Annotated in this window: 20 protein-coding genes; 4 read left to right on the plus strand and 16 right to left on the minus strand. The window is 65.6% G+C overall.

Translation table 11 applies throughout. From position 1 onward, the window contains the following. Nucleotides 1-18 precede the first annotated feature (18 nt). From ACFPFG_RS09500 to ACFPFG_RS09510, 3 genes are all read left to right on the plus strand, one after another. Complete coding sequence (locus ACFPFG_RS09500) at nucleotides 19-588, plus strand: SCO family protein (protein WP_380106195.1); 570 nt, start codon at nucleotides 19-21, stop codon at nucleotides 586-588. 39 nt (nucleotides 589-627) lie between these two features. Continuing rightward, a complete protein-coding gene (gene cadR, locus ACFPFG_RS09505) occupies nucleotides 628-1077 on the plus strand; it encodes a Cd(II)/Pb(II)-responsive transcriptional regulator (RefSeq protein WP_380106196.1) in 450 nt (149 codons plus the stop codon). A 98-nt stretch (nucleotides 1078-1175) separates the two neighbouring features. Further along, a complete protein-coding gene (locus tag ACFPFG_RS09510; RefSeq protein ID WP_380106197.1) occupies nucleotides 1176-2348 on the plus strand; it encodes a putative sulfate/molybdate transporter in 1173 nt (390 codons plus the stop codon). Between the two features lie 55 nt (nucleotides 2349-2403). Here ACFPFG_RS09510 and ACFPFG_RS09515 read toward each other — a convergent pair whose 3' ends face one another. The 16 genes from ACFPFG_RS09515 to ACFPFG_RS09590 all read right to left on the minus strand — a co-directional run bounded on the left by ACFPFG_RS09515 (nucleotide 2404) and on the right by ACFPFG_RS09590 (nucleotide 17698). Beyond that, on the minus strand, nucleotides 2404-2655 hold the full coding sequence (locus ACFPFG_RS09515) for a DUF2274 domain-containing protein (protein ID WP_380106198.1): 252 nt from the start codon (nucleotides 2653-2655) through the stop codon (nucleotides 2404-2406). Beyond that, nucleotides 2652-3920 (minus strand): TraB/TrbI/VirB10 family type IV secretion system protein, encoded by a 1269-nt coding sequence (locus ACFPFG_RS09520; protein ID WP_380106200.1) that lies wholly within the window; start codon nucleotides 3918-3920, stop codon nucleotides 2652-2654. The genes ACFPFG_RS09515 and ACFPFG_RS09520 overlap by 4 nt, the downstream gene beginning before the upstream one ends. Before the next feature lie 2 nt (nucleotides 3921-3922). Further along, a complete protein-coding gene (gene trbG / locus ACFPFG_RS09525) occupies nucleotides 3923-4915 on the minus strand; it encodes a P-type conjugative transfer protein TrbG (protein WP_380106202.1) in 993 nt (330 codons plus the stop codon). Beyond that, the gene (gene trbF, locus ACFPFG_RS09530) at nucleotides 4912-5616 is read right to left on the minus strand and encodes a conjugal transfer protein TrbF (RefSeq protein ID WP_380106204.1); all 705 of its coding nucleotides are present in this window, start codon (nucleotides 5614-5616) and stop codon (nucleotides 4912-4914) included. Before trbF ends, trbG begins: the two co-directional genes overlap by 4 nt. Before the next feature lie 18 nt (nucleotides 5617-5634). Continuing rightward, nucleotides 5635-7011, minus strand: a complete 1377-nt coding sequence (gene trbL, locus ACFPFG_RS09535) for a P-type conjugative transfer protein TrbL (RefSeq protein WP_380106206.1) — start codon at nucleotides 7009-7011, stop codon at nucleotides 5635-5637. Continuing rightward, a complete protein-coding gene (locus ACFPFG_RS09540; RefSeq protein WP_380106208.1) occupies nucleotides 7008-7334 on the minus strand; it encodes a hypothetical protein in 327 nt (108 codons plus the stop codon). The genes trbL and ACFPFG_RS09540 overlap by 4 nt, the downstream gene beginning before the upstream one ends. A 12-nt stretch (nucleotides 7335-7346) precedes the next feature. Next, nucleotides 7347-8075: a P-type conjugative transfer protein TrbJ gene (gene trbJ, locus ACFPFG_RS09545; RefSeq protein ID WP_380106210.1), complete on the minus strand. Its 729-nt coding sequence runs from the start codon at nucleotides 8073-8075 to the stop codon at nucleotides 7347-7349. Next, nucleotides 8072-10519, minus strand: a complete 2448-nt coding sequence (gene trbE / locus ACFPFG_RS09550; protein WP_380106212.1) for a conjugal transfer protein TrbE — start codon at nucleotides 10517-10519, stop codon at nucleotides 8072-8074. Before trbE ends, trbJ begins: the two co-directional genes overlap by 4 nt. 12 nt (nucleotides 10520-10531) lie before the next feature. Next, nucleotides 10532-10804, minus strand: coding sequence for a VirB3 family type IV secretion system protein (locus tag ACFPFG_RS09555; protein WP_380106214.1), 273 nt, complete (start codon nucleotides 10802-10804; stop codon nucleotides 10532-10534). Continuing rightward, nucleotides 10801-11193, minus strand: coding sequence for a TrbC/VirB2 family type IV secretion system protein (locus tag ACFPFG_RS09560; protein WP_380106216.1), 393 nt, complete (start codon nucleotides 11191-11193; stop codon nucleotides 10801-10803). The genes ACFPFG_RS09555 and ACFPFG_RS09560 overlap by 4 nt, the downstream gene beginning before the upstream one ends. After that, on the minus strand, nucleotides 11190-12257 hold the full coding sequence (gene trbB, locus ACFPFG_RS09565; RefSeq protein ID WP_380106218.1) for a P-type conjugative transfer ATPase TrbB: 1068 nt from the start codon (nucleotides 12255-12257) through the stop codon (nucleotides 11190-11192). Before trbB ends, ACFPFG_RS09560 begins: the two co-directional genes overlap by 4 nt. Next, entirely contained in the window at nucleotides 12254-12730 is a 477-nt protein-coding gene (locus tag ACFPFG_RS09570; protein ID WP_380106220.1) for a CopG family transcriptional regulator, read from the minus strand. Before ACFPFG_RS09570 ends, trbB begins: the two co-directional genes overlap by 4 nt. Continuing rightward, nucleotides 12727-14730: a conjugal transfer protein TraG gene (locus tag ACFPFG_RS09575; protein WP_380110253.1), complete on the minus strand. Its 2004-nt coding sequence runs from the start codon at nucleotides 14728-14730 to the stop codon at nucleotides 12727-12729. Before ACFPFG_RS09575 ends, ACFPFG_RS09570 begins: the two co-directional genes overlap by 4 nt. 230 nt (nucleotides 14731-14960) lie before the next feature. Then, nucleotides 14961-15224, minus strand: coding sequence for an EexN family lipoprotein (locus ACFPFG_RS09580; RefSeq protein WP_380106222.1), 264 nt, complete (start codon nucleotides 15222-15224; stop codon nucleotides 14961-14963). Continuing rightward, entirely contained in the window at nucleotides 15221-16165 is a 945-nt protein-coding gene (locus tag ACFPFG_RS09585) for a LysR family transcriptional regulator (RefSeq protein WP_380106224.1), read from the minus strand. Before ACFPFG_RS09585 ends, ACFPFG_RS09580 begins: the two co-directional genes overlap by 4 nt. Before the next feature lie 75 nt (nucleotides 16166-16240). Continuing rightward, a complete protein-coding gene (locus ACFPFG_RS09590; RefSeq protein ID WP_380106226.1) occupies nucleotides 16241-17698 on the minus strand; it encodes an efflux transporter outer membrane subunit in 1458 nt (485 codons plus the stop codon). Between the two features lie 88 nt (nucleotides 17699-17786). Between ACFPFG_RS09590 and ACFPFG_RS09595 the strand changes: the two genes are divergently transcribed. Then, nucleotides 17787-18404: a TetR/AcrR family transcriptional regulator gene (locus ACFPFG_RS09595; protein ID WP_380106228.1), complete on the plus strand. Its 618-nt coding sequence runs from the start codon at nucleotides 17787-17789 to the stop codon at nucleotides 18402-18404. Nucleotides 18405-18473 lie beyond the last annotated feature (69 nt).

Below are 18473 nucleotides of genomic sequence, written 5' to 3' on the forward strand. Positions count from 1 at the left end.
GGACGTCGGACCGCACTCATGGCCGGCGGAGCCTTGCTGACCATGGCATTGATGGGCTGCGAGCGCAGTCCGCCCAGCTACCACGCCATCGACCTGACGGGCGCCGACTTCGGCCGTACCTTCGCGCTGCAGGACCCGGAAGGCCGCACGCGCACGCTCGACGAGTTCAAGGGCCGCTACGTGATGCTGTTCTTCGGCTTCACGCAGTGCCCCGACGTGTGCCCCACCGCGCTCGCGCGGGCCGTCGAGGTGCGGCAGCTGCTCGGCTCGGACGCGGAGAAGCTGCAGGTGCTGCTGGTCACGGTCGATCCCGAGCGTGACACGCCTGAGGTCCTTCGGGCTTACACGGCTGCATTCGATCCCGGCTTCATAGCGCTGCGCGGCGACCTTCCTGCGACCGAGACGGTTGCCCGGGAATTCAAGATTCACTACGCCAAGGTTCCGACGGGCACCTCCTATACGATGGACCACACGGCGCTGACCTACATCGTCGATCCCGAGGGCCGATTGCGCCTGGCCGTGCGGCATGAACAGAGCCCGAAGGAAGTTGCGCAGGACTTGCGCACGCTGATGAAGGCCGGAAGCTGACAGGATGGGAGGCCAAGGCGCAAGCATTGGAGTAAGACCATGAAGATCGGAGAACTGGCCGCCAAGGCCGAATGCGACGTGCAGACCGTGCGCTTCTACGAGCGCGAGGGCCTGCTGGAGGCACCGACGCGGGAGTCCTCGAACCACCGCCTCTATGCCGACCGCCACCTGGAGCGCCTGCGTTTCATACGACACTGCCGCTCGCTGGACATTCCGCTGCCCGAGATCCGCCAGTTGCTGGACTTCGCGGCCGCGCCCTCCGAGGCTTGCGCGCAGGTCGACGCACTGCTGGACAAGCACATCGCACACGTACGGCGGCGCCTGAAGGCCCTGCGCGATCTGGACCGCCAACTCATGGCTTTGCGGGCGCGCTGCGACGGCGACACCTCGCACGACTGCGCCATCCTCGCGTCGTTCATGGATGTCTCGGGTGTCTGCGGCTCGAAGGATGAGTGCTGCAAGCCAGTTCTCTCGGCCACCTCTGCCTGAAGGGGCTTCCCGTCGAACCCATCTTTGAGCCATAAGCACATGCCGCAGCTCGCATAAGCCATGGGCCAGAATATTCGATTGTCTTGCGAGTCGAATCCGTGGAACCCGAGCTTCACCGCACTGCAGCCTCTCCCAGCCAAGCCGGCAATCGCTATGACCGCATGGAATGGGCCGGGGCATTCGGCGACCTCGGCACGCTGGTGCCGTTCGTCGCGGCCTATATCGGCGTCCTCAAGCTCGATCCGTTCGGCGTGCTCTTTGCCTTCGGCGTATCCATGGTCGCTTGCGGCCTGTACTACAAGACACCCTTCCCGGTGCAACCGATGAAGGCCATCGGCGCCGTTGCGTCGATCCAGGCGGTGCAAACGGCGGTGGTCACGCCAGCGGCCGTCTACACCGCCGCGTTGGCGACGGGTGTCTTCTGGCTCGCTCTCGGTGTGAGTGGATGGATGGGGCGCATTGCCAGGCTGGTGCCGCCCGCCGTGGTCATCGGCGTCGTTCTGGGACTCGGCTTCGGCTTCATGCTGCAGGGGATCAAGATGATGCAGAGCGACTGGATCATCGCGCTCATCGGAATGGTCGGGACGCTGCTGCTGATGGGCAATCGGACCGTGCCTGCGATGTTCGTTCTCCTGGTCTTCGGCGCTGCGGTGGGCGCCGCTCAGAACCCCGAGCTGATCTCTCGGATCGGCCACGCCGGCATCGGCTTCCGGCCGCCGTCATTCGCTCTGGCCAATGTCACCTGGAACCAGCTCTTCGTGGGCGTCGTGCTGTTGGCGCTGCCGCAGATCCCGCTGACCCTGGGCAATGCGGTGATCGCCATCACCGACGAGAACAACCGGCTTTTTCCGCAACGCCCGGTGACCGAAGGCAGGGTTGCCGTCTCCACGGGCATCATGAACCTCTTCAGCGGGGCCGTGGGCGGCGTTCCGATGTGCCATGGCGCGGGTGGCATGGCTGCGCATCTTGCCTTTGGCGCCAGGACTGGCGGATCGGTCGTCATTCTTGGCGGCGTTCTGCTGACTCTCGCTCTGTTGTTCAGCGCGTCGGTGGATGCGCTGTTCCAGCTCTTTCCCACGGCGGTGCTTGGCGTCGTCCTGTTCCTCACAGGCGTCCAACTTGCCTTGGGCAGTAGCGTGCTGCCTGCCGCACGGGGCGATCGGATCGTGGTCCTGGCCTGCGCCGCTCTGTGCATGTGGAACGTTGGTGCTGGCTTTGTCGTGGGGATTGCGCTGCATCATATGGACAAACGAAGTCTTCTGAAACTGTGATGCACGGATTTGGATTGATCACGATTCGGTGTTTCATCGTGTAGGTGTGGCTCAGCTATGGCAATGCGGTTTTCCTTCTGCCCGCGTTACCTTGCCGTTCTCGTCTGAATCCCCGGTCACCAGCAATGAACGCCTGCAGCATATGCGGAATCAGCTTCTCTGCATCGACCGCCTCGCCATACGTCTGAGCGTGCAGTGCGGCGTAGCGGTCGAGGTTTGCTTTCAGGCTGGCCGGGCAGGCAAAGGTCAGTTTGACGTTCTCGGTCTTGGGCAGCGGCCCCAGGCGCAACTTCTTGGCTGTGCTCATCGTGAAGTCCCCCGGTTAAAGAACATCGGCTGGTACGGCCGCAGCACCAAGTCGCGGTTGACGATGATCCGCAGCGGCAGGCCCGGCCGCTCGGTCAAGGTCGGTTGGATGTTGAGGTTGCGCCGTGTCATTTCCTGCCCGACCTGATTCACGCTGTCCTGCAAGCTGTCGCGCCCGGCGATGATGACGCGATCGCCGTCCTGGCGACTCTCCGGCGCGGCCAGCTCGGCGCCGACGCCCAGCAGCGTCGTCAGCGCCGCTCCGGCAAAGATGCGGCCCCAATGCCAATCCACATCGTCTTCCAGCCCGGCATAACCGGCCGGGTCGGTGCCGGCCAGGTTGTCGAGCGTGAGCGAAGACGTGTCGGGCAGGATGATCCTGTTCCACACAACCTGCACGCGGCTCTGCCCGTAGCTGACTCGGCTGTTGTATTTGCCCAGGATGCGCGAACCCTGCGGGATCAGCAGAAACTTGCCGGTGGCTGTGTCATAGACCGGCTCCGTCACCGTGGCGATCACGTCGCCCGGCAAGTCCGACTTGATGCCAGTCACCAAGGCACCTGCGACTACCGTTCCAGCCATGACCTGATACGGCGAAGCCGGCAGGGTCAGGTTGCCGGAATTACGGGTTTCCGTGGTTCCGGCTTTCTGAAACGCCTCTTTCTGGTCTTGCCGATTCTGCACGGCGGTCGGGTCGGCAGGCTGGGCGGCCGTTGAGGCGGGACCAGCCGCCAGCGGGTCGAAGGCCGCATTAGCGGCGAAGCCCGGCGCGGCGGCTACCTGCGTCTGCGCCACCGGCGCGGCCTTCTGCGAACCCGAGCGGAAGAACACTGTCGAGGCCGCTGCCGCTTCGGCTTCCTTGCGCAGCGCGTCGTTGTGGTCATGGCCGGGGGCCGCATAGGCGGCAGTCACCGGCTGCTGCGACTTCACGATGGCCGGGCCAAGATCGCCCGGCAGCGGCGGCCCCAGCTCCGGCACCTTCGGCGGCAGCTTGGAGTAGTCCGCCGGCAGCGCGTCCAGCCCTTCCGACTTGGAGACGCGATCGACGTTGTAAAGCTCGGTCTGCTCCGTGGCACCGCGCCGCTGCGGTTGCAGCGACCACATCAGCGCGCCGAGCACGGCGACCGACAGGCCTCCGGCGAGGATGGCCAGCGTGCGCCGGTTCAGGCGCGTGACCGGGCGCGGCTGCGCGCGCAGCGCCACCGCTTCGGGTGCTACCTTGCCCGCCTGCGGCGTGGCAAGGTCGGGAGTGTCGTCCTGGCTCATGATCAGTTCCTCCGCGCCACGCCATCCGTGCGTTCGATCCGCACCACATCGCCGCCATCACCGCCCAGGCGCAGTTCGGCCGCGCCGAACAGCCGATCCACGATGTAGTACGGCGAGCGGAAACGGTAGTTCACCAGTTGCCCATCACCCTGCGCGCCGATGACGAACAAGGGCGGCAACTCGCCTTGGGCGATACCCTGCGGGAACTGGATATAGACCTTCTCGCCATCATCGAAGGCACGCAGCGGCTTCCACGGCGGATTGCTGCCCGACACCGCGTAGCGGAAGCGGATCTTCTCCAGCGACAGGCCGGTATCGACTGGCGCGGCGGCGCTGGCCGCCTGTGCCTGACGCTGCAAGGCCAGCATCCGGTCTTTCGGGTAGTCCCAGGACACCGAAGCCATCCACGCCTTTTCCGTCGAGGTCAGCTCCAGCAGGTACGTCCGGCGGCTGGTGGTGATGACCAGATTGGTTTTCAGGGCCGAGCGGATCGGCTTGACCAGCACGTTCACGCGCAGGTCGGCGCCGCTGCCGCTGGAGGTGTCGCCGACGATCCAGCGCACGGTATCGCCGGCGGCGACAGTGACAAGCTCCTCGCCTGGCTGGAGCGAAACCACCGTCACGCGCCCCGGCGCGGCATAGACCTGATAGAGCGCGCCGTCGCTGTACGGCCACACCTGAATCGCATTGACGTAGCCCTCGCGGGTCGGCGCGATGCGCGCCTCCGCGTTGGCCCGCGAGACGCGCACCTTCTCGTCGGCCGGCTCCGGCACGGCCGCGGCCGCATCTACTTCAGGCAACGGCTTCAGCTGCGCCGGCAGCGCCAGCGGTTCAGGCACGGCAACGACTTCGACAGGCTTGGGTGGCTCGGGCAGCGGCTGCGCCTGTACCGGCTCATCGAGCGAGATGGACGGCGGCGGCTTGCCCTGCGAGGCGCAGCCCGCAAGGGCAAGCAGGATCAACGGCAAAGCGTAAAAGCGGAAAGGCAGGTTCATGGCTTGGCTCCTTCGGAAGAATCCAGTTCGCGGCTCCACGACAGGCCGTTGACGTAGATCCCCAGCGGGTTCTTGCGCAGGCGCTGTTCAGTGCGCGGGGTTTGCAGGGCGGTGGAAAGCACCGCGTTCCAGCGTTCGGTGCCAGCGGGTGCGCCGTTGACGAATCGCTGCTCCGTCCATCGCACGTTGAAAGACGTGTCGCTGGCGCGCACGACGCTGGTGATCTGCACCGTCACCGACTCACGGCCGATGCGGGCGAACGGATCGTTGGTGCGGGCGTAGTCGTTGAGCACGGCCGCGCCGCGGTCGGTGGTGTAGTCGTAGGCGTCGAGCCAGTTCTGCCGCACCACGATCGGGTCGATCGACAGCGAGCGCACCATGCCGATGAAGCGGCCCAGGTGGAACGCGATCTGCGCATCGGCGGGTCGGTATGGCGTGGCGGCTTCACCCACGGCGCGCACCTGGCCGGCCTGATCGACCTCGATGACGTAGGGCGTGACGATGGACTGCGCGGAGCGCCACACCAGGCCGCCCGCCATCAGCAGCGCCAGCACCAGGCAGCCGAAGGCCATGAATCGCCAGTTTTTCGCCTGGACGCGGGCCGAGCCGATACGCTCGTCCCACACTTGCGCGGCGGATTGGTACGGGGTGGCAGGTTGCGGCGTATCGGCATAGCGCACCTGCGGGCGTTTTAATCGCATGGGTGTTCTCCTTGAAGATTAGGTATCGGAATCGCGCAGGCTCGGGCCTTGCCCCGAGCCGCCACCGTCGCCCCCGCGCAGCGTGTGGGCGGCGGTGGTCGCGGCATGGGTGATCTGCTGGCGGCGGTGCATCCGCTTGACCCAAGCGGGCTGCTCCTGCTTCGGTGCGCTGGCGGCGCTGTCTGCGCCTTCGCCTGCGGCGGCCTGGCCGGAACCGGCAGCGCCAGCATCGGCACCGTTCCAGCCAGCACGGAAGGAACCGGCCACCTTCTGCCCGGCAGCGGACACACCCGATGCAGCGCGGCGGCCTGCGGCCTGCGCGCCGGTCTTGGCCACGTTGCCGAGGCCAGCAGCAGCGCCCTTGGCCCCGCCGCCCGCTGCGGCGGAACCGGCCTGGAATGCGGACTTGGCGCTGCTGGCCGCCGACGTGGCGGCACGGGCACCCGCGCCGGCCAGCTTGGCGGCGGCTGGGGCCATGCGCGCCCCGGCCATGACCGCACCGCCCACGCCGGTCGCGGCGGCACCGATGGCAACGCCGGTGCCGACGGTGCCGACCGCAGCCCCGGCCATCGCGCCCGCGCCGAGCTGCGGCGCACCGGAAACCAGGCCGGTTGCGATGCCAGGGCCGAAGATGCCGAGCGCCAGCAGCGCGAGCGAGGCCAGCATCACGACCAGCGCATGGTCGATGGAAGGCTCGTCGGGATGCACCTGGAACTCTGCGAACAGGCCCGAGCCGATGCCGACGATGACGGCCAGCACCAGCACCTTGATGCCGGACGACACCACGTTGCCGAGCACCTTTTCCGCGAGGAAAGAGGTCTTGTTCCAGAGCGCAAAAGGAATCAAGACGAAACCGGCGAGCGTGGTCAGCTTGAACTCGATCAGCGTGATGAAAAGCTGTACCGCCAGCACGAAGAAGCAGAGGATCACCACCAGCCAGGCGATGAACAGCACCACGATGGGGTCGAGGTTCACGAACACTTCGGGGAAGCCGGCCATGTCGCCGATCTGATCGAGGATCGGTGCAGCCGCGTCGATGCCCGTCTTCGCCAGCCGGCCCGGCTGCAAGAAGTTCTCCATCGTGATGGCCGAGCCGGTGGCGGTGATGCCCAAACCGGCGAATGACCGGAACACGATGCTGGCCAGCCAGTTGAAGTTGCCGATGATGTAGGCAAAAGCACCGACATAGAGCACCTTGCGCAGCAGCTTGGCAATCACGTCCTCGCCCTGGCCTGTGGCGTGGCTCATGGCCCAATACAGCCCGGCGATGGTCATGTCGATGACGATGAGCGTGGCGGTCAGGAACGCCACTTCGCCTTGCAGCAGCCCGAAACCCGAGTCGATGTAGCGCGAGAACGTATCGAGGAAGCGATCGATGATGGTCACGTCGTTCATGGCGTGTCCTCCGTAGCGGCGAGCGGCGTGTCGCCTTCCGGCTCGCCGTCTGTGGGTGTGTCGAAGCTCGCCGGGATCGGCGGCAGTTCGGCTAGCGTCCGGTATTCGTCTGGCCCGGTCTGGCCGGCAAAGAACCGCCGTCGGAAGGCCTCGGCGGCGGCGCGGCAGGCGTCTTCGCCAACGGCTTGCCAGTCGGTTGCGCATTGGGCGCGCAGCGCCTTGAGCCGCACGGGATCGGCGGCCAAGGTTGCGGCCAAGTCTTCGGCCGGCTGCTGGCCGCACGCGGTCAGCAGCACGGCCAGCAGGACAGGAGCGCATCGCATGGCCGTCTCCCGTCAGTTGGAATAAAAATCCACGCGCTGCGGCGTGTACGGCGTGCCGGTGCCGAGGAAACGCCGCCGCACTTCGCGGGCGCGCTCGGTGGCCGCCGCCTGCCGCGCCAGTTCCAGCGAGGCCGCCCGGTCTTGCGTGATCTGGAGCTGCTGGGCCTGGATGGACTGCTTGGACTGCAAGGCGAGAAGCTGATTGGTCGCCTGCGCGGCCTGCAACGCGCCGGTCGCGGACTGGCTCTGGCTGACCAGATCGGCCAGCGCGCTCTCGTCTTGCGCCAGGTTCTGCGATACCTGAGCCTGCATCCGCATCGCGGTGTGCAAGCCGTCAAGCGTGTTCTTCCACCGCTCGCGGGCATCGCGCAGCATCTGGTCGCCGCTGACGGTGGCGGCGTATTGCTCCGGGTACAGCCGGGCAAAGTCCCGATCCATGTTCTGCACGTCGTAGGCCAGTCCCTGCGCCTCGGCAATCAGGCGTTCGGTGGTGGCGAGCGTCGAGCGCAGCCGGTTCACGATGTTGAAGTCGAGATTCGCCAGGTTGCGCGCCTGGTTCATCAACATCTGTGCTTCGTTCTGAAGCTGGTTGATCTGGTTGTTGATCTGCTCCAGCGTGCGGATGGCGGTCAGCGTGTTCTGCACGAGGTTCGTGGGATCGACCACGACCCATTGCGCATGGACAGTGGTGGCGGTGCAAAGCATGGCCGCGACGGCAGCGGCGATCAGGCGCTTCTTCATGGTTGTATCTCCGGTGATTGGGAAAGAAAAGCAGCAGCAGCCAGTGAGGACGGCAGCAGGTCGGCAGCCCAATCGAGGCCGCGATGGCGCAGCCACGCGCCGGCGAAGCCGGGAGCGCCGGCCTGCGTCAGCACGCGCTCTATGTCGCGTTGGTCTTGCGGTGTGGACGCGCCAGCGAAGGCGAGCGCGGCCGGCCCCAGGCCGAGGTCGAACAGGCGATTGCCCAGGCGCGATTGGTAGTAGTAATCGCGCTTGGGCTGCGCGGTGACGACGATTTCGATTTGCCGGCTGTTGAGGCCGAAGCCTTCGTAGATCGTGCGAATCTGCGGCTCGGTCGCCTGCGGGTTAGGCAAGAAGATCCTGCTCGCGCAGCTTTCGATGATCGCGGGCGCGATGGTCGAATCCTTGATGTCCGCAAGGCTCTGCGTGGCGAAGATCACCGACACGTTTTTCTTGCGCAGCGTCTTGAGCCATTGCCGGATGCGCGCCGCGAAGGACGGCTCATCGAGGAACAACCACGCTTCATCGAGGATCAGCAGCGTCGGCGCACCGTCGAAACGCGCATCGAAGCGCGCGAACAGGTAGCGCAGCACCGCTTGCACGGCGGCGGGGCTGTGCATCAGTTCTTCCATCTCAAAGCCCTGCACGTCGCCGCTGCCGAGCCGGTCACGGTCGGCATCCAGCAGCTTGCCGTGTGCTCCGCCCAGCACATACGGCGACAACGCCTGCCGCAGCGCGTTCGATTGCAGCAGCACCGACAGGCCCGTCATGGTGCGCTGCTCGACCGGCGCACCGGAAAGACTGCCGAGCGCCGACCAGATGGCGGCTTTCTCGTCGGGGCCGACGGTCACGCCTTCATGTAGCAAGCGGCCTTCGATCCATTCGGCGGCCCAGGTGCGATGGCCTTCGCCGTCGATGCGTGCCAACGGCTGGAAGGCAATGCCGCCGTCAGCACCGAGGTCGTAATGCTCGCCGCCCAAGCCGAGGATGGTGGCGCGCATCGAGCGCCCCATGTCGAAGGCGAAGATGCGCGAACCGCCATAGCGGCGGAACTGCAAGGCGAGCATCGCCAGCAGTACCGACTTGCCCATGCCGGTCGGCCCCGCGACCAGCGTATGCCCCACGTCGCCGATGTGCGTCACCAGCCGGAACGGCGTCGCGCCATCAGTGCGGGTGACGATCAGCGGCGGGCCGTCGAGGTGAGCATTTTTCTCCGGGCCGGCCCACACGGCGGACACCGGCATCATGTGCGCGAGGTTCAGCGTCGAGACGATGGGCTGGCGCACGTTGGCATAGGCGTTGCCTGGTATGGACGACAGCCACGCATCGACTGCATTCAAGGTTTCGGGAATGGTCACGAAGCCCCGCCCCTGGATGACGCGCTCCACCATGCGCAGCTTCTCGTCGGCCACGGCCGGGTCGCCATCGAGCACCGTCACCGTGGCGGTGAGGTAGCCGAAGGCGACCTGATCGCTACCCAGCTCTTGCAAGGCTGCGTCCGCATCGGCCGCCTTGTTGCTGGCATCCGTGTCCACCAGCGGCGACTCTTGCTGGAAGATGGTTTCGCGCAGCAGCGCGATGACGTTCTTCCGTTTCGCAAACCATTGGCGGCGCAGGCGGCCCAGCTCCTTTTCCGCCTCGGCTTTGTCGAGGCAGAGAAAGCGCGTACTCCAGCGATAGGCAAAGCCCAGGCGGTTGAGGTCGTCCAGCAGGCCCGGCCAGGTCGAGGTCGGGAATCCCCGCACCGACACCACGCGCAGGTGCGCCTCGCCCAGCATGGGCGCGAGGCCGCCGACCAGCGCGGAATCGGCCAGCAGCGCGTCGAGGTGGAACGGCACTTCTGGCACCGCCAGCGAATAGCGCCGCGTCGAAACCGTGGCGTGCAGGTAGGTCAGCGTCTGCGCGTCATCGAGCCAGGCGATTTCCGGCATCACGCCATCGAGCAGGTCAAAGACCCGATCCGTTTCCGCCACGAAGGCATCGAGCCGGCCGCGCCAGTCCACGCCATCACCCGGCGCGTGCTCGTAGAGCAGCTTGGCCGCACGGGCGCGGGATTCCTCCGGCGGCAGGTAGGCCAGCGTCAGGTGATAGGCGCTCTCGAAGTGGTGGCCCGATTCCTCGAAGGCGGCGCGGCGTTCCTCGTCCACCAGCCACGACAGCGGTTCGGGGAAGTCGGAATGCGGATAGTCCGCCGCCGGCTGGCGCTCGGCTTCGATGAACAAGGCCCAGCCCGAACCCAGCCGGCGCAGCGCGTTGTTCAGCCGCGCCGTGGTGGCGATCAACTCGCCCTGCGTGGCGCTGTCCAGATCCGGCCCGCGAAAGCGCGCCGTGCGCTGGAACGAACCATCCTTGTTCAGCACCACGCCCGGCGCTATCAGTCCGGCCCAGGGCAGCCAGTCGGCCAGCAGCGCGGGCCGCTGGCGGTATTCGGCAAGGTTCAGCATGGCGGCGTCCCCCTACACGTCCAACAGTGGGCGGTGCTTGATGTGCCGAGCGAAGACCTGCATGAACTGTGGATCGACGCGAGCACCCCACACCGCCAGCGAATGACCGACGATCCAGAGCACGACACCGGGAATCCAGAGTTGCAGACCCAGCCCGACGGCAGCCGCCAGCGTGCCGTTTGCGATCGCCACGGTGCGCGGCGCGCCGCTCATCAAAAGCGGTTCGGTCAGCGAGCGATGTAGCGGCACCTCGAAGCCAGCCGCGAAGCTGTCCGGCCCGCTCATACGACGGCCCCGCCGGAGAAGCTGAAGAACGACAGGAAGAAGCTCGAAGCTGCGAACGCGATGGACAGGCCGAACACGATCTGGATCAGCTTGCGAAAGCCGCCCGACGTGTCGCCGAAGGCGAGCGCCAGGCCGGTGGCGATGATGATGATGACCGCGACGATGCGCGCCACCGGCCCCTGGATCGACTCCAGAATGGATTGCAGCGGGCCTTCCCACGGCATTGAGGAACCGGCGGCCTGCGCCGTACCGGCCAGGAACAGCAGCAGCGCCGCCAGCAGCAGCCCTTGCCCCGCAGGGCGGGCCAGGCTGCGCAGCCGCGCGAGGCTGGACAGGTGGGGAAGCGGATTTACGGAAAAGCGGAAAGCGTGAACGTGCATCTGCGTCATGGCAGTTCTCCAGGTTGGTCAGAGGACAAGGAAGGCGCAGCGGCATCGGCTGCGAGAGAAACCGGCATCAGCTCGGGAAACGGCGTTTCCAGCGCATCCGCCAGGCGGTAGCCCACGCCGTCGAAGCCGACGACGCGGGCGATGCTTTCGACGCGGCGCTTGCGGCCCCGTCCGGCGATGTGAATGACGACGTTGACCGCCTCGGCGATCAGCGCACGCGGCGGGTTCACCGCGACTTCGAGAATCAGTTGCTCCAGGCGCAGCAGCGCGCCCAAGGCGGAGCCGGCATGGATGGTGGCGATGCCGCCGGGATGGCCGGTGCCCCACACCTTCACCAAGTCCAGGGCTTCGCCGCCGCGCACTTCGCCGACGATCACGCGGTCGGGCCGCAGGCGCATCGTGGCCCGCACCAGCTCGGTCATGGACACGACGCCAGCGCGGGTACGCAGCGGCACATGGTCGCGGGCGGCGCATTGCAGCTCGATGGTGTCTTCGAGCACCAGCACGCGGTCGCCGGTGGCGGCGATCTCGGCCAGCAGCGCGTTCGCCAGCGTGGTCTTGCCGCTGCTCGTCGCCCCGGCGATCAGGATGTTCTGGCGCTCGCGCACGGCGCGGCGCAGGAACTCGGCCTGCGCGGTGGTCAGGATGCCATCGGCGACATAGCGATCCAGGCCGATGATGCTCACGGCGCGCTTGCGCAGCGCGAAGGCCGGGCCGGGCGCGGCCGGTGGCAAGATGCCCTCGAACCGCTCGCCGGTTTCGGGCAGCTCGGCGGTCAGCAACGGTCGGCCGCGATGCACTTCTGCGCCGACGTGCGCGGCCACCAGGCGGATGATGCGCTCGCCATCGTTTTCGGAAAGCTCCACGCCCAGCGGCGTGCGGCCCGATGACAACCGATCCACCCATAGGGTGCGATCGGGGTTGAGCATGATTTCCACCACGTCGGGGTCGGCCAGCGCAGCGGCGATGACCGGCCCCATTGCCGTGCGCAGCATCTGGATACGGCGATCCAGCGAAGCCGCAGCGGATGAGCGTTCGGGCGGGGTTTGCGGAACGGCGCTCATGAAGCACGCTCCGCAGTACGTTCGTGGGCTTCAGCCAGCGCCGCCGCGTCATCCATTCGCGCCGGGTCTGGGTGCAGTTCTTCCACCACGTCACGCACCAGGCTTCGGCCGCGCAGCAGGTGGCGGCCAAGCTGCTCCACGAATTGCTCGAAACGCGCTTTGCCCTGGGCGCGGGCCGCGTCCTGATGGGCTTCGGGAACCGGTGTGCTGACGGTCAGGAAGTAGCGGATGAACAGCGCCAGCGTTTCGATCTGGATGTTCTGGTCGCGCTCCATGCGTTCGGCCTGGCGCGACAGGCGATCCAGGCGCTTGGCGATGGCCGCCTCGCGCTGGTCACCGGCATCGGGCGACAGCCAGGACGCCAGCGCCGCCGCGACGATGCTGGATTTCGACACACCTTTCTTAGCGGCGAGTTCTTCCAGCCGCTTGGCGTGCTCGGGCTGGATAAACAGGTTGAGGCGGTAGTGGCTCATAGGTCGATTCCGTCGTTGGGGTCGAGGGAAGCCAGCCGGGCCGTGCGCTGCATGGCCGGATCGAGCTGGCCGGGAAGCGGCAGCGGCAGGTCGTCGTCGTCATCGAGCAGCGCCAGGTCATTGCCGGCAGGCTGCGGTTCGGGGCTGTATTCGGCGACTTCGGATAGCTCCGGCTGGCGGCGCGGGCCGCCGTCATCAGCGGTGCCTGCGCCATCGCTGGACAGACTCGCAGCCGGGGCCGCTGGTACAGCGGGGATCGCCAGGCCGCTCCAGTCGTCGGGCCGGGCCGGTGGTGCGTCGGCGTACTGCCCAGCCGCGAGCGCGGGCGGCGGCAATACGCGGCTCTTGAAGTTGGCGTCGGCGTAGTAGCGCAGCTTCTTGGCCTTGATCGGTGCCACGCTGGACACCATCACCACGGCTTCGTCGGTCGGAAGCTGCATCACTTCACCGGGCGTCAGCAGCGGGCGGGCCGTCTCCTGCCGCGACACCATCAGGTGCCCCAGCCACGGGGCCAATCTGTGCCCGGCATAGTTGCGCTGGGCGCGCAGTTCGGTGGCGGTGCCCAGCGTTTCCGAAACCCGTTTGGCCGTGCGTTCGTCGTTCGTTGAAAACGTCACGCGGACGTGGCAGTTGTCGAGGATGGAGTGGTTCTGGCCGTAGGCTTTGTCGATCTGGTTGAGCGACTGCGCGATGAGGAAGCTGCGGATGCCGTAGCCGGCCATGAAGGCCAGCGCTGTCTCGAAGAAGTCGAGCCGGCCCAGCGCCGGGAACTCGTCGAGCATCAGCAGCAGCTTGTGGCGGCGCTCGATGCCGTCGCTACCGTCGAGCGATTCGGTGAGCCGCCGGCCGATCTGGTTGAGGATCAGGCGAATGAGCGGCTTGGTGCGCGAAATGTCCGAGGGCGGCACCACCAGATACAGCGAGACGGGATGCTCGGATGCGATCAGGTCGGCGATACGCCAGTCGCAGCGCGAAGTCACTTCCGCCACGGTCGGGTCGCGGTACAGGCCAAGGAACGACATGGCGGTGCTCAACACGCCCGAACGCTCGTTGTCCGACTTGTTCAGCACTTCGCGGGCAGCGGACGCGACAACCGGGTGCGGTGCATCGCCCAGGTGCTTCGTCGTCATCATCCGGTGCAAGGTCAGCTCGAAGGGGCTGGCCGGGTCGGACAGGAAATTGGCGACGCCGCGCAGCGTCTTGTCCTCGCCGGCATAGAGCACATGCAAGATGGCCCCAACCAGCAGCGCGTGCGAAGTCTTCTCCCAATGGTTGCGCTTTTCCAGGGCACCTTCGGGGTCAACGAGAATGTCCGCGATGTTCTGCACGTCGCGCACCTCATGCGCGCCGCGCCGGACTTCGAGCAGCGGGTTGTAGGCTGCTGATTTCGCATCGGTCGGGTTGAACAGCAGGCAGTGGCTGAACCGGCTGCGCCAGCCTGCGGTGATCTGCCAGTTCTCGCCCTTGATGTCATGGATGACGGCCGAAGCCGGCCAGGACAACAATGTCGGGACGACCAAGCCGACACCCTTGCCCGAGCGCGTGGGCGCGAAGGTCAGGACGTGTTCCGGGCCGTCATGGCGCAGATACTCGTTGCGGTACTTGCCGAGGAAGACGCCGGCCGGCTGCGTCAGCCCGGCCTTGCGGATGTCCTCCGCTTCGGCCCAGCGCGCCGAACCGTAGGTCGTGACCATGCGCGATTGCCGCGAGCGCCACACCGACATGGCAATGGCGACCACCACGGCCACAAGGCCGCTGCCGCCCGCGATGGCCCCGCCAATGTCGAAGACATGCGGCGCATAGGCATCGAAGAAGAACCACCACTCGAACAGCCGCCAGGGGTGATAGACCGGCGTGCCGAAGAAATCGAACCAGGGCCAGCCAAGGCGTAGTTGATAGCCCAGGGCGGCGGCTGTCCATTGCGTTGCACTCCATACACCGGCGATCACGATGCCGAAGACGGCGGCGATCTGCCCAAACAGCACGCCCTGAGCTTGCATTGACTGGCCTCCGATGTTCCTGCGCTTTTCCTCGTCCGAAAGCAGCACAAGGACGTGCCGCATAGCGCGAGGATCAGTGCCGGGTCGGTGCCGGTCAAAGACTGTTATCGAAAGCTAGATGATGAAATAAGCATCGTTTCAGGCTGCAAAGAACCCAATAGAAACGCCGCAGGCGCGAGCGCGCTGCGGCGTGTTGGCAAAGAGAAAGGTTTCTTGCGAAGGGCTGGCGATCAGAACTTCGGCGGCGTCTCCGATGGTGTGTAGGGCGTCTTGCCATCGCCATAGAACCGCTTGCGCGTAGCCTCGGCCACGCGGTTGCAGAGCACGTCACCCAGCTTGGCCCGATCGGTCTTGCATTGCTGGCGCAGTTCCTTCAACCGCGCCGGATCGGCGGCCAGCTCGTCCACGGTCGGCACGTTGGTCTGTTTCGGCGCTTCGGATTGGCCGCAGGCCGTGAGCGCGGCGATCAATAGCAGTGGTGCAATGCGTTTCATGGCGGGATGTCCTCCAGCGGATCAGGTTCAGGTGCCGGTGCGGGCCTCGCGCCTTCGGGCAGGTCGATGGCCTGCACCCGTTCGATGAAGCGGCCAAGCGTCTCCGAAGGCTCGCCTTCCGGGCGCAGCAGGTAGGTCGTCAGCATGGGCGATCGCCCAGCCAAGGGGCGGGCCACCACGCCGCAATCCCGACTTGCCGCGATATGCGGCAAACCAGCCAACCCCAAGGCAAAGCCGGCCGACACTACTACCATCATCAGCTCGAACGAGGCGACGCGCTCGGCGATCAGGGGTTCCCGGTCAGAGCGGCGCAGCACACGATCGACCTGCCGTGCATAGCCCTCACATGCTTGCGGGTCACATAGCACCAGTGGAAATTGCAGCAAGTCATCCAACGGGATTCGCTTGAACTTGAGCAAATGATGGCGTGCCGGCACGGCCACCAACAGCGGGTCATTCCACACTGCTTGGGCTGTTATGCCTTCGCCCACTTCGTCCGACTGTGCAAAGCCCACGTCGTACAGGTCGTCTTGTAGCCCCTTGATCTGCTGCGATAGTGACACCTGGAACAACCTAATATCGACCTCGGGTTCTTCCTGTCTGCACATCGCCAGCAAGGCGGAAAGGCGCGACGGCGTGATGCCGTCGGACAGTGCGATGCGCAATTGGCCGTGGAAGCCGTTGGCTGCTGCTGTCACGCTCTCGCGGGCCTGCTGCAAGGCGGTGAACACGCGCGGCACATGCTCCAGAAACAGTTTGCCCGCCCTCGTCAGTCGCGTACTGCGGCTGGAGCGGATGAACAACTGTTCTCCCAGGTCTTCCTCCAGTTCCTTGATGGTGCGTGAGAGGGGCGATTGCTCGATGTGCAGCCGTTCCGCAGCACGGGCGAAGTGGAGTTCTTCCGCAACGGCGATGAAGCAACGCAGATGTCGTAATTCCATACACATCCCTTGAGAATCGCAGTGCATCGTCTGAGCGTGCCATTGATGCGAGTTTGTTGTTGGATTGCTAACGCATCAGCGGGCCGCCATTGCTTCGGTGGACAGAGGTTGCCAGCCGCCTCCAAGCGATCTGAACGCTGCAACTGCGGCACGCGCCGATTCGGTCTGCGCTTGTGCCCTTGCATCCGATGCCTGCAAAAGAGATTCATCCGCGTGCAGTACGTCAATCAGGCTCGCCGCTCCACGCTCGTATGCCGTGAAGGAGGATTGCCGCGCCTGGGAAAGCGATGCCTCGCCTTGCGTCAACGTCGCGGCCTGCTCTCCGCGATTGACCAAGGCTGAGAAAGCATTTTCAACATCCTCTGTCGCGTGCAGCACGGCCTGACGGTATGCGGCCAGTGCCTCGGCATCCCGCCCCTTGGCAAGACTGATCTGCGCATTGATACGGCCGAAGTCGAAAAGACGCCACCTCAGCCCGAGCACGCCTGCGGCCTGGCTCGCACCGCTGGTGAACAGATTGCCGCTCGAAATCGCGGTGGCGCTTCCCAGCAAGCCGCTCAGCGAGAACTTGGGGTAATACTCGGAGACTGCCTCTCCAATCCTGGCGTTCGTGGCCACCAGCCGACGTTCGGCCACGATGAGGTCGGGGCGACGCTGGAGCAAGTCGGCCGGGGAGCCCATGCTGGCGATCTTCGGGGTCGTGGGAATCGGCGTGGCGGCTTCCAGTTCGCTTCGATGCGTGCCCGGTGGAACGCCCAGCATCACATCCAGCGCGTTCATCGCCGTATCCAGGCCGGTCTTGAGCGCCGGGATGCTCGCCTGCACTTGCGACAGCGCGCCTTCCGTCTGCCGTACTTGGTACGTGGCTGCCAGCCCCTTCGCATGAAGCAGACTGACCTTTGACAGCAGATCCTGCTGGGTCTTGACCTGCCGCTGGGCAATGTCGAGCCGGGCCTGCAAACCCCGAATGGTGATGTAGATATCCGCCGTCTGCGCCGCAACCGCGAGGCGGGTTGCCACCGCGCCGGCCTGGGATGCCTGGTAGTCGGCCAGCGCGGCCTCCCGGCCACGCCGCAGCCCGCCGAACACGTCCACCTCCCAGCTCGCACCGAGATCCACTTGGTAGGCGTTGCCCCACCTGTCGTATCCGGGCGTGGCGTTCAGCACCTGTCCCAGCGGGGTTTCGACCGACTGATAGGCGCGAGCAGCCGAGCCGCTGACCACCCCGGACGGAAGCAAGGCCGCATTGGCGGCGCCGAGTCCGGCGCGAGCCTGGGTGACGCGGGCTGCGGCCTGCGCCAAGTCCAGATTCTGCTCAAGCGCCAACGATATGAAGCGCGTGAGCAAGGGATCGTTGAACCCCTGCCACCATGTCGCCAAGTCCGAGTCCGGCGTGCCAGCCCCTTGCGCTGCCGTCTGGCCGATGTATTGGCTCGGCAGTGGCGCATCCGGGCGATGGTAGTCCGGGCCTACCGCGCAGCCAGCGGTCACGCTGGCGCACAGGAAAAGAAGAACGAGGCGATTGGGGAGCATGGTGATCCTTGGGCTGAAGGCATGTCGTGACTATAATATGAAACGGTCACTCGTTGTCAATCTTTGATGTCCGAGGTAAGCTGGCGAAATGACGAAAGCACCCACTCCCGCGCCCCAGCTTCGGGGGCCCTCGGATCACGATGTCCGGGATCAGATCGTCGAAGCAGCGACCGAGTATTTCGGTCTCTATGGCTATGGAAAAACAACTGTTTCCGATCTAGCCAAGGCCATTGGCTTCTCCAAAGCCTACATCTACAAGTTCTTCGACTCGAAGCAGGCCATTGGCGAGGTCATCTGCTCCAACCGCCTGAGCACGATCATGGCGGCGGTCGATGAGGCCGTCGCCGACGTCCCTGCCGCGCCCGAGAGATTGCGCCGGATGTTCAAGGCGCTGGTGGAGGCTGGCAGCTATCTCTTTTTCCACGACCGTAAGCTCTACGACATAGCCGCGACCTCGGCCAGCGAGTCCTGGCCGTCGGTTGGGGCATACGAAGAACACCTCAAGGCCCTGGTGTTGCAGATCGTTCGCGATGGTCGCGAGTCAGGGGAGTTCGAGCGCAAGACCCCGCTGGATGAAGCGGTCAATGCCATCTACCTGGTCATGCGGCCGTACATCAATCCACTGTTGTTGCAGCACAACCTGGACAACGCTGCCGAAGCTACGACCCAGCTCTCCAGTCTGATCTTGCGCAGCCTGGCACCGTAGCCGGCTTGCCGTGACTATTGACTAATTTAGTCACAGGAATAAAAATGGGAACACTTTTTCTTCGTCAAG

Origin of the sequence: Delftia deserti, assembly GCF_042653485.1 — a bacterium.
Classification (GTDB): Bacteria; Pseudomonadota; Gammaproteobacteria; order Burkholderiales; family Burkholderiaceae_C; genus Comamonas; species Comamonas acidovorans.

Coding starts and splice junctions, on each gene's coding strand:
- ACFPFG_RS09500 (WP_380106195.1), top strand. CDS start 19: ATGGCCGGCGGAGCCTTGCTGACCATGGCATTGATGGGCTGCGAGCGC.
- cadR (WP_380106196.1), top strand. CDS start 628: ATGAAGATCGGAGAACTGGCCGCCAAGGCCGAATGCGACGTGCAGACC.
- ACFPFG_RS09515 (WP_380106198.1), bottom strand. CDS start 2,655: ATGAGCACAGCCAAGAAGTTGCGCCTGGGGCCGCTGCCCAAGACCGAG.
- ACFPFG_RS09520 (WP_380106200.1), bottom strand. CDS start 3,920: ATGAGCCAGGACGACACTCCCGACCTTGCCACGCCGCAGGCGGGCAAG.
- trbG (WP_380106202.1), bottom strand. CDS start 4,915: ATGAACCTGCCTTTCCGCTTTTACGCTTTGCCGTTGATCCTGCTTGCC.
- trbF (WP_380106204.1), bottom strand. CDS start 5,616: ATGCGATTAAAACGCCCGCAGGTGCGCTATGCCGATACGCCGCAACCT.
- trbL (WP_380106206.1), bottom strand. CDS start 7,011: ATGAACGACGTGACCATCATCGATCGCTTCCTCGATACGTTCTCGCGC.
- ACFPFG_RS09540 (WP_380106208.1), bottom strand. CDS start 7,334: ATGCGATGCGCTCCTGTCCTGCTGGCCGTGCTGCTGACCGCGTGCGGC.
- trbJ (WP_380106210.1), bottom strand. CDS start 8,075: ATGAAGAAGCGCCTGATCGCCGCTGCCGTCGCGGCCATGCTTTGCACC.
- trbE (WP_380106212.1), bottom strand. CDS start 10,519: ATGCTGAACCTTGCCGAATACCGCCAGCGGCCCGCGCTGCTGGCCGAC.
- ACFPFG_RS09555 (WP_380106214.1), bottom strand. CDS start 10,804: ATGAGCGGGCCGGACAGCTTCGCGGCTGGCTTCGAGGTGCCGCTACAT.
- ACFPFG_RS09560 (WP_380106216.1), bottom strand. CDS start 11,193: ATGACGCAGATGCACGTTCACGCTTTCCGCTTTTCCGTAAATCCGCTT.
- trbB (WP_380106218.1), bottom strand. CDS start 12,257: ATGAGCGCCGTTCCGCAAACCCCGCCCGAACGCTCATCCGCTGCGGCT.
- ACFPFG_RS09570 (WP_380106220.1), bottom strand. CDS start 12,730: ATGAGCCACTACCGCCTCAACCTGTTTATCCAGCCCGAGCACGCCAAG.
- ACFPFG_RS09575 (WP_380110253.1), bottom strand. CDS start 14,730: ATGCAAGCTCAGGGCGTGCTGTTTGGGCAGATCGCCGCCGTCTTCGGC.
- ACFPFG_RS09580 (WP_380106222.1), bottom strand. CDS start 15,224: ATGAAACGCATTGCACCACTGCTATTGATCGCCGCGCTCACGGCCTGC.
- ACFPFG_RS09585 (WP_380106224.1), bottom strand. CDS start 16,165: ATGGAATTACGACATCTGCGTTGCTTCATCGCCGTTGCGGAAGAACTC.
- ACFPFG_RS09590 (WP_380106226.1), bottom strand. CDS start 17,698: ATGCTCCCCAATCGCCTCGTTCTTCTTTTCCTGTGCGCCAGCGTGACC.
- ACFPFG_RS09595 (WP_380106228.1), top strand. CDS start 17,787: ATGACGAAAGCACCCACTCCCGCGCCCCAGCTTCGGGGGCCCTCGGAT.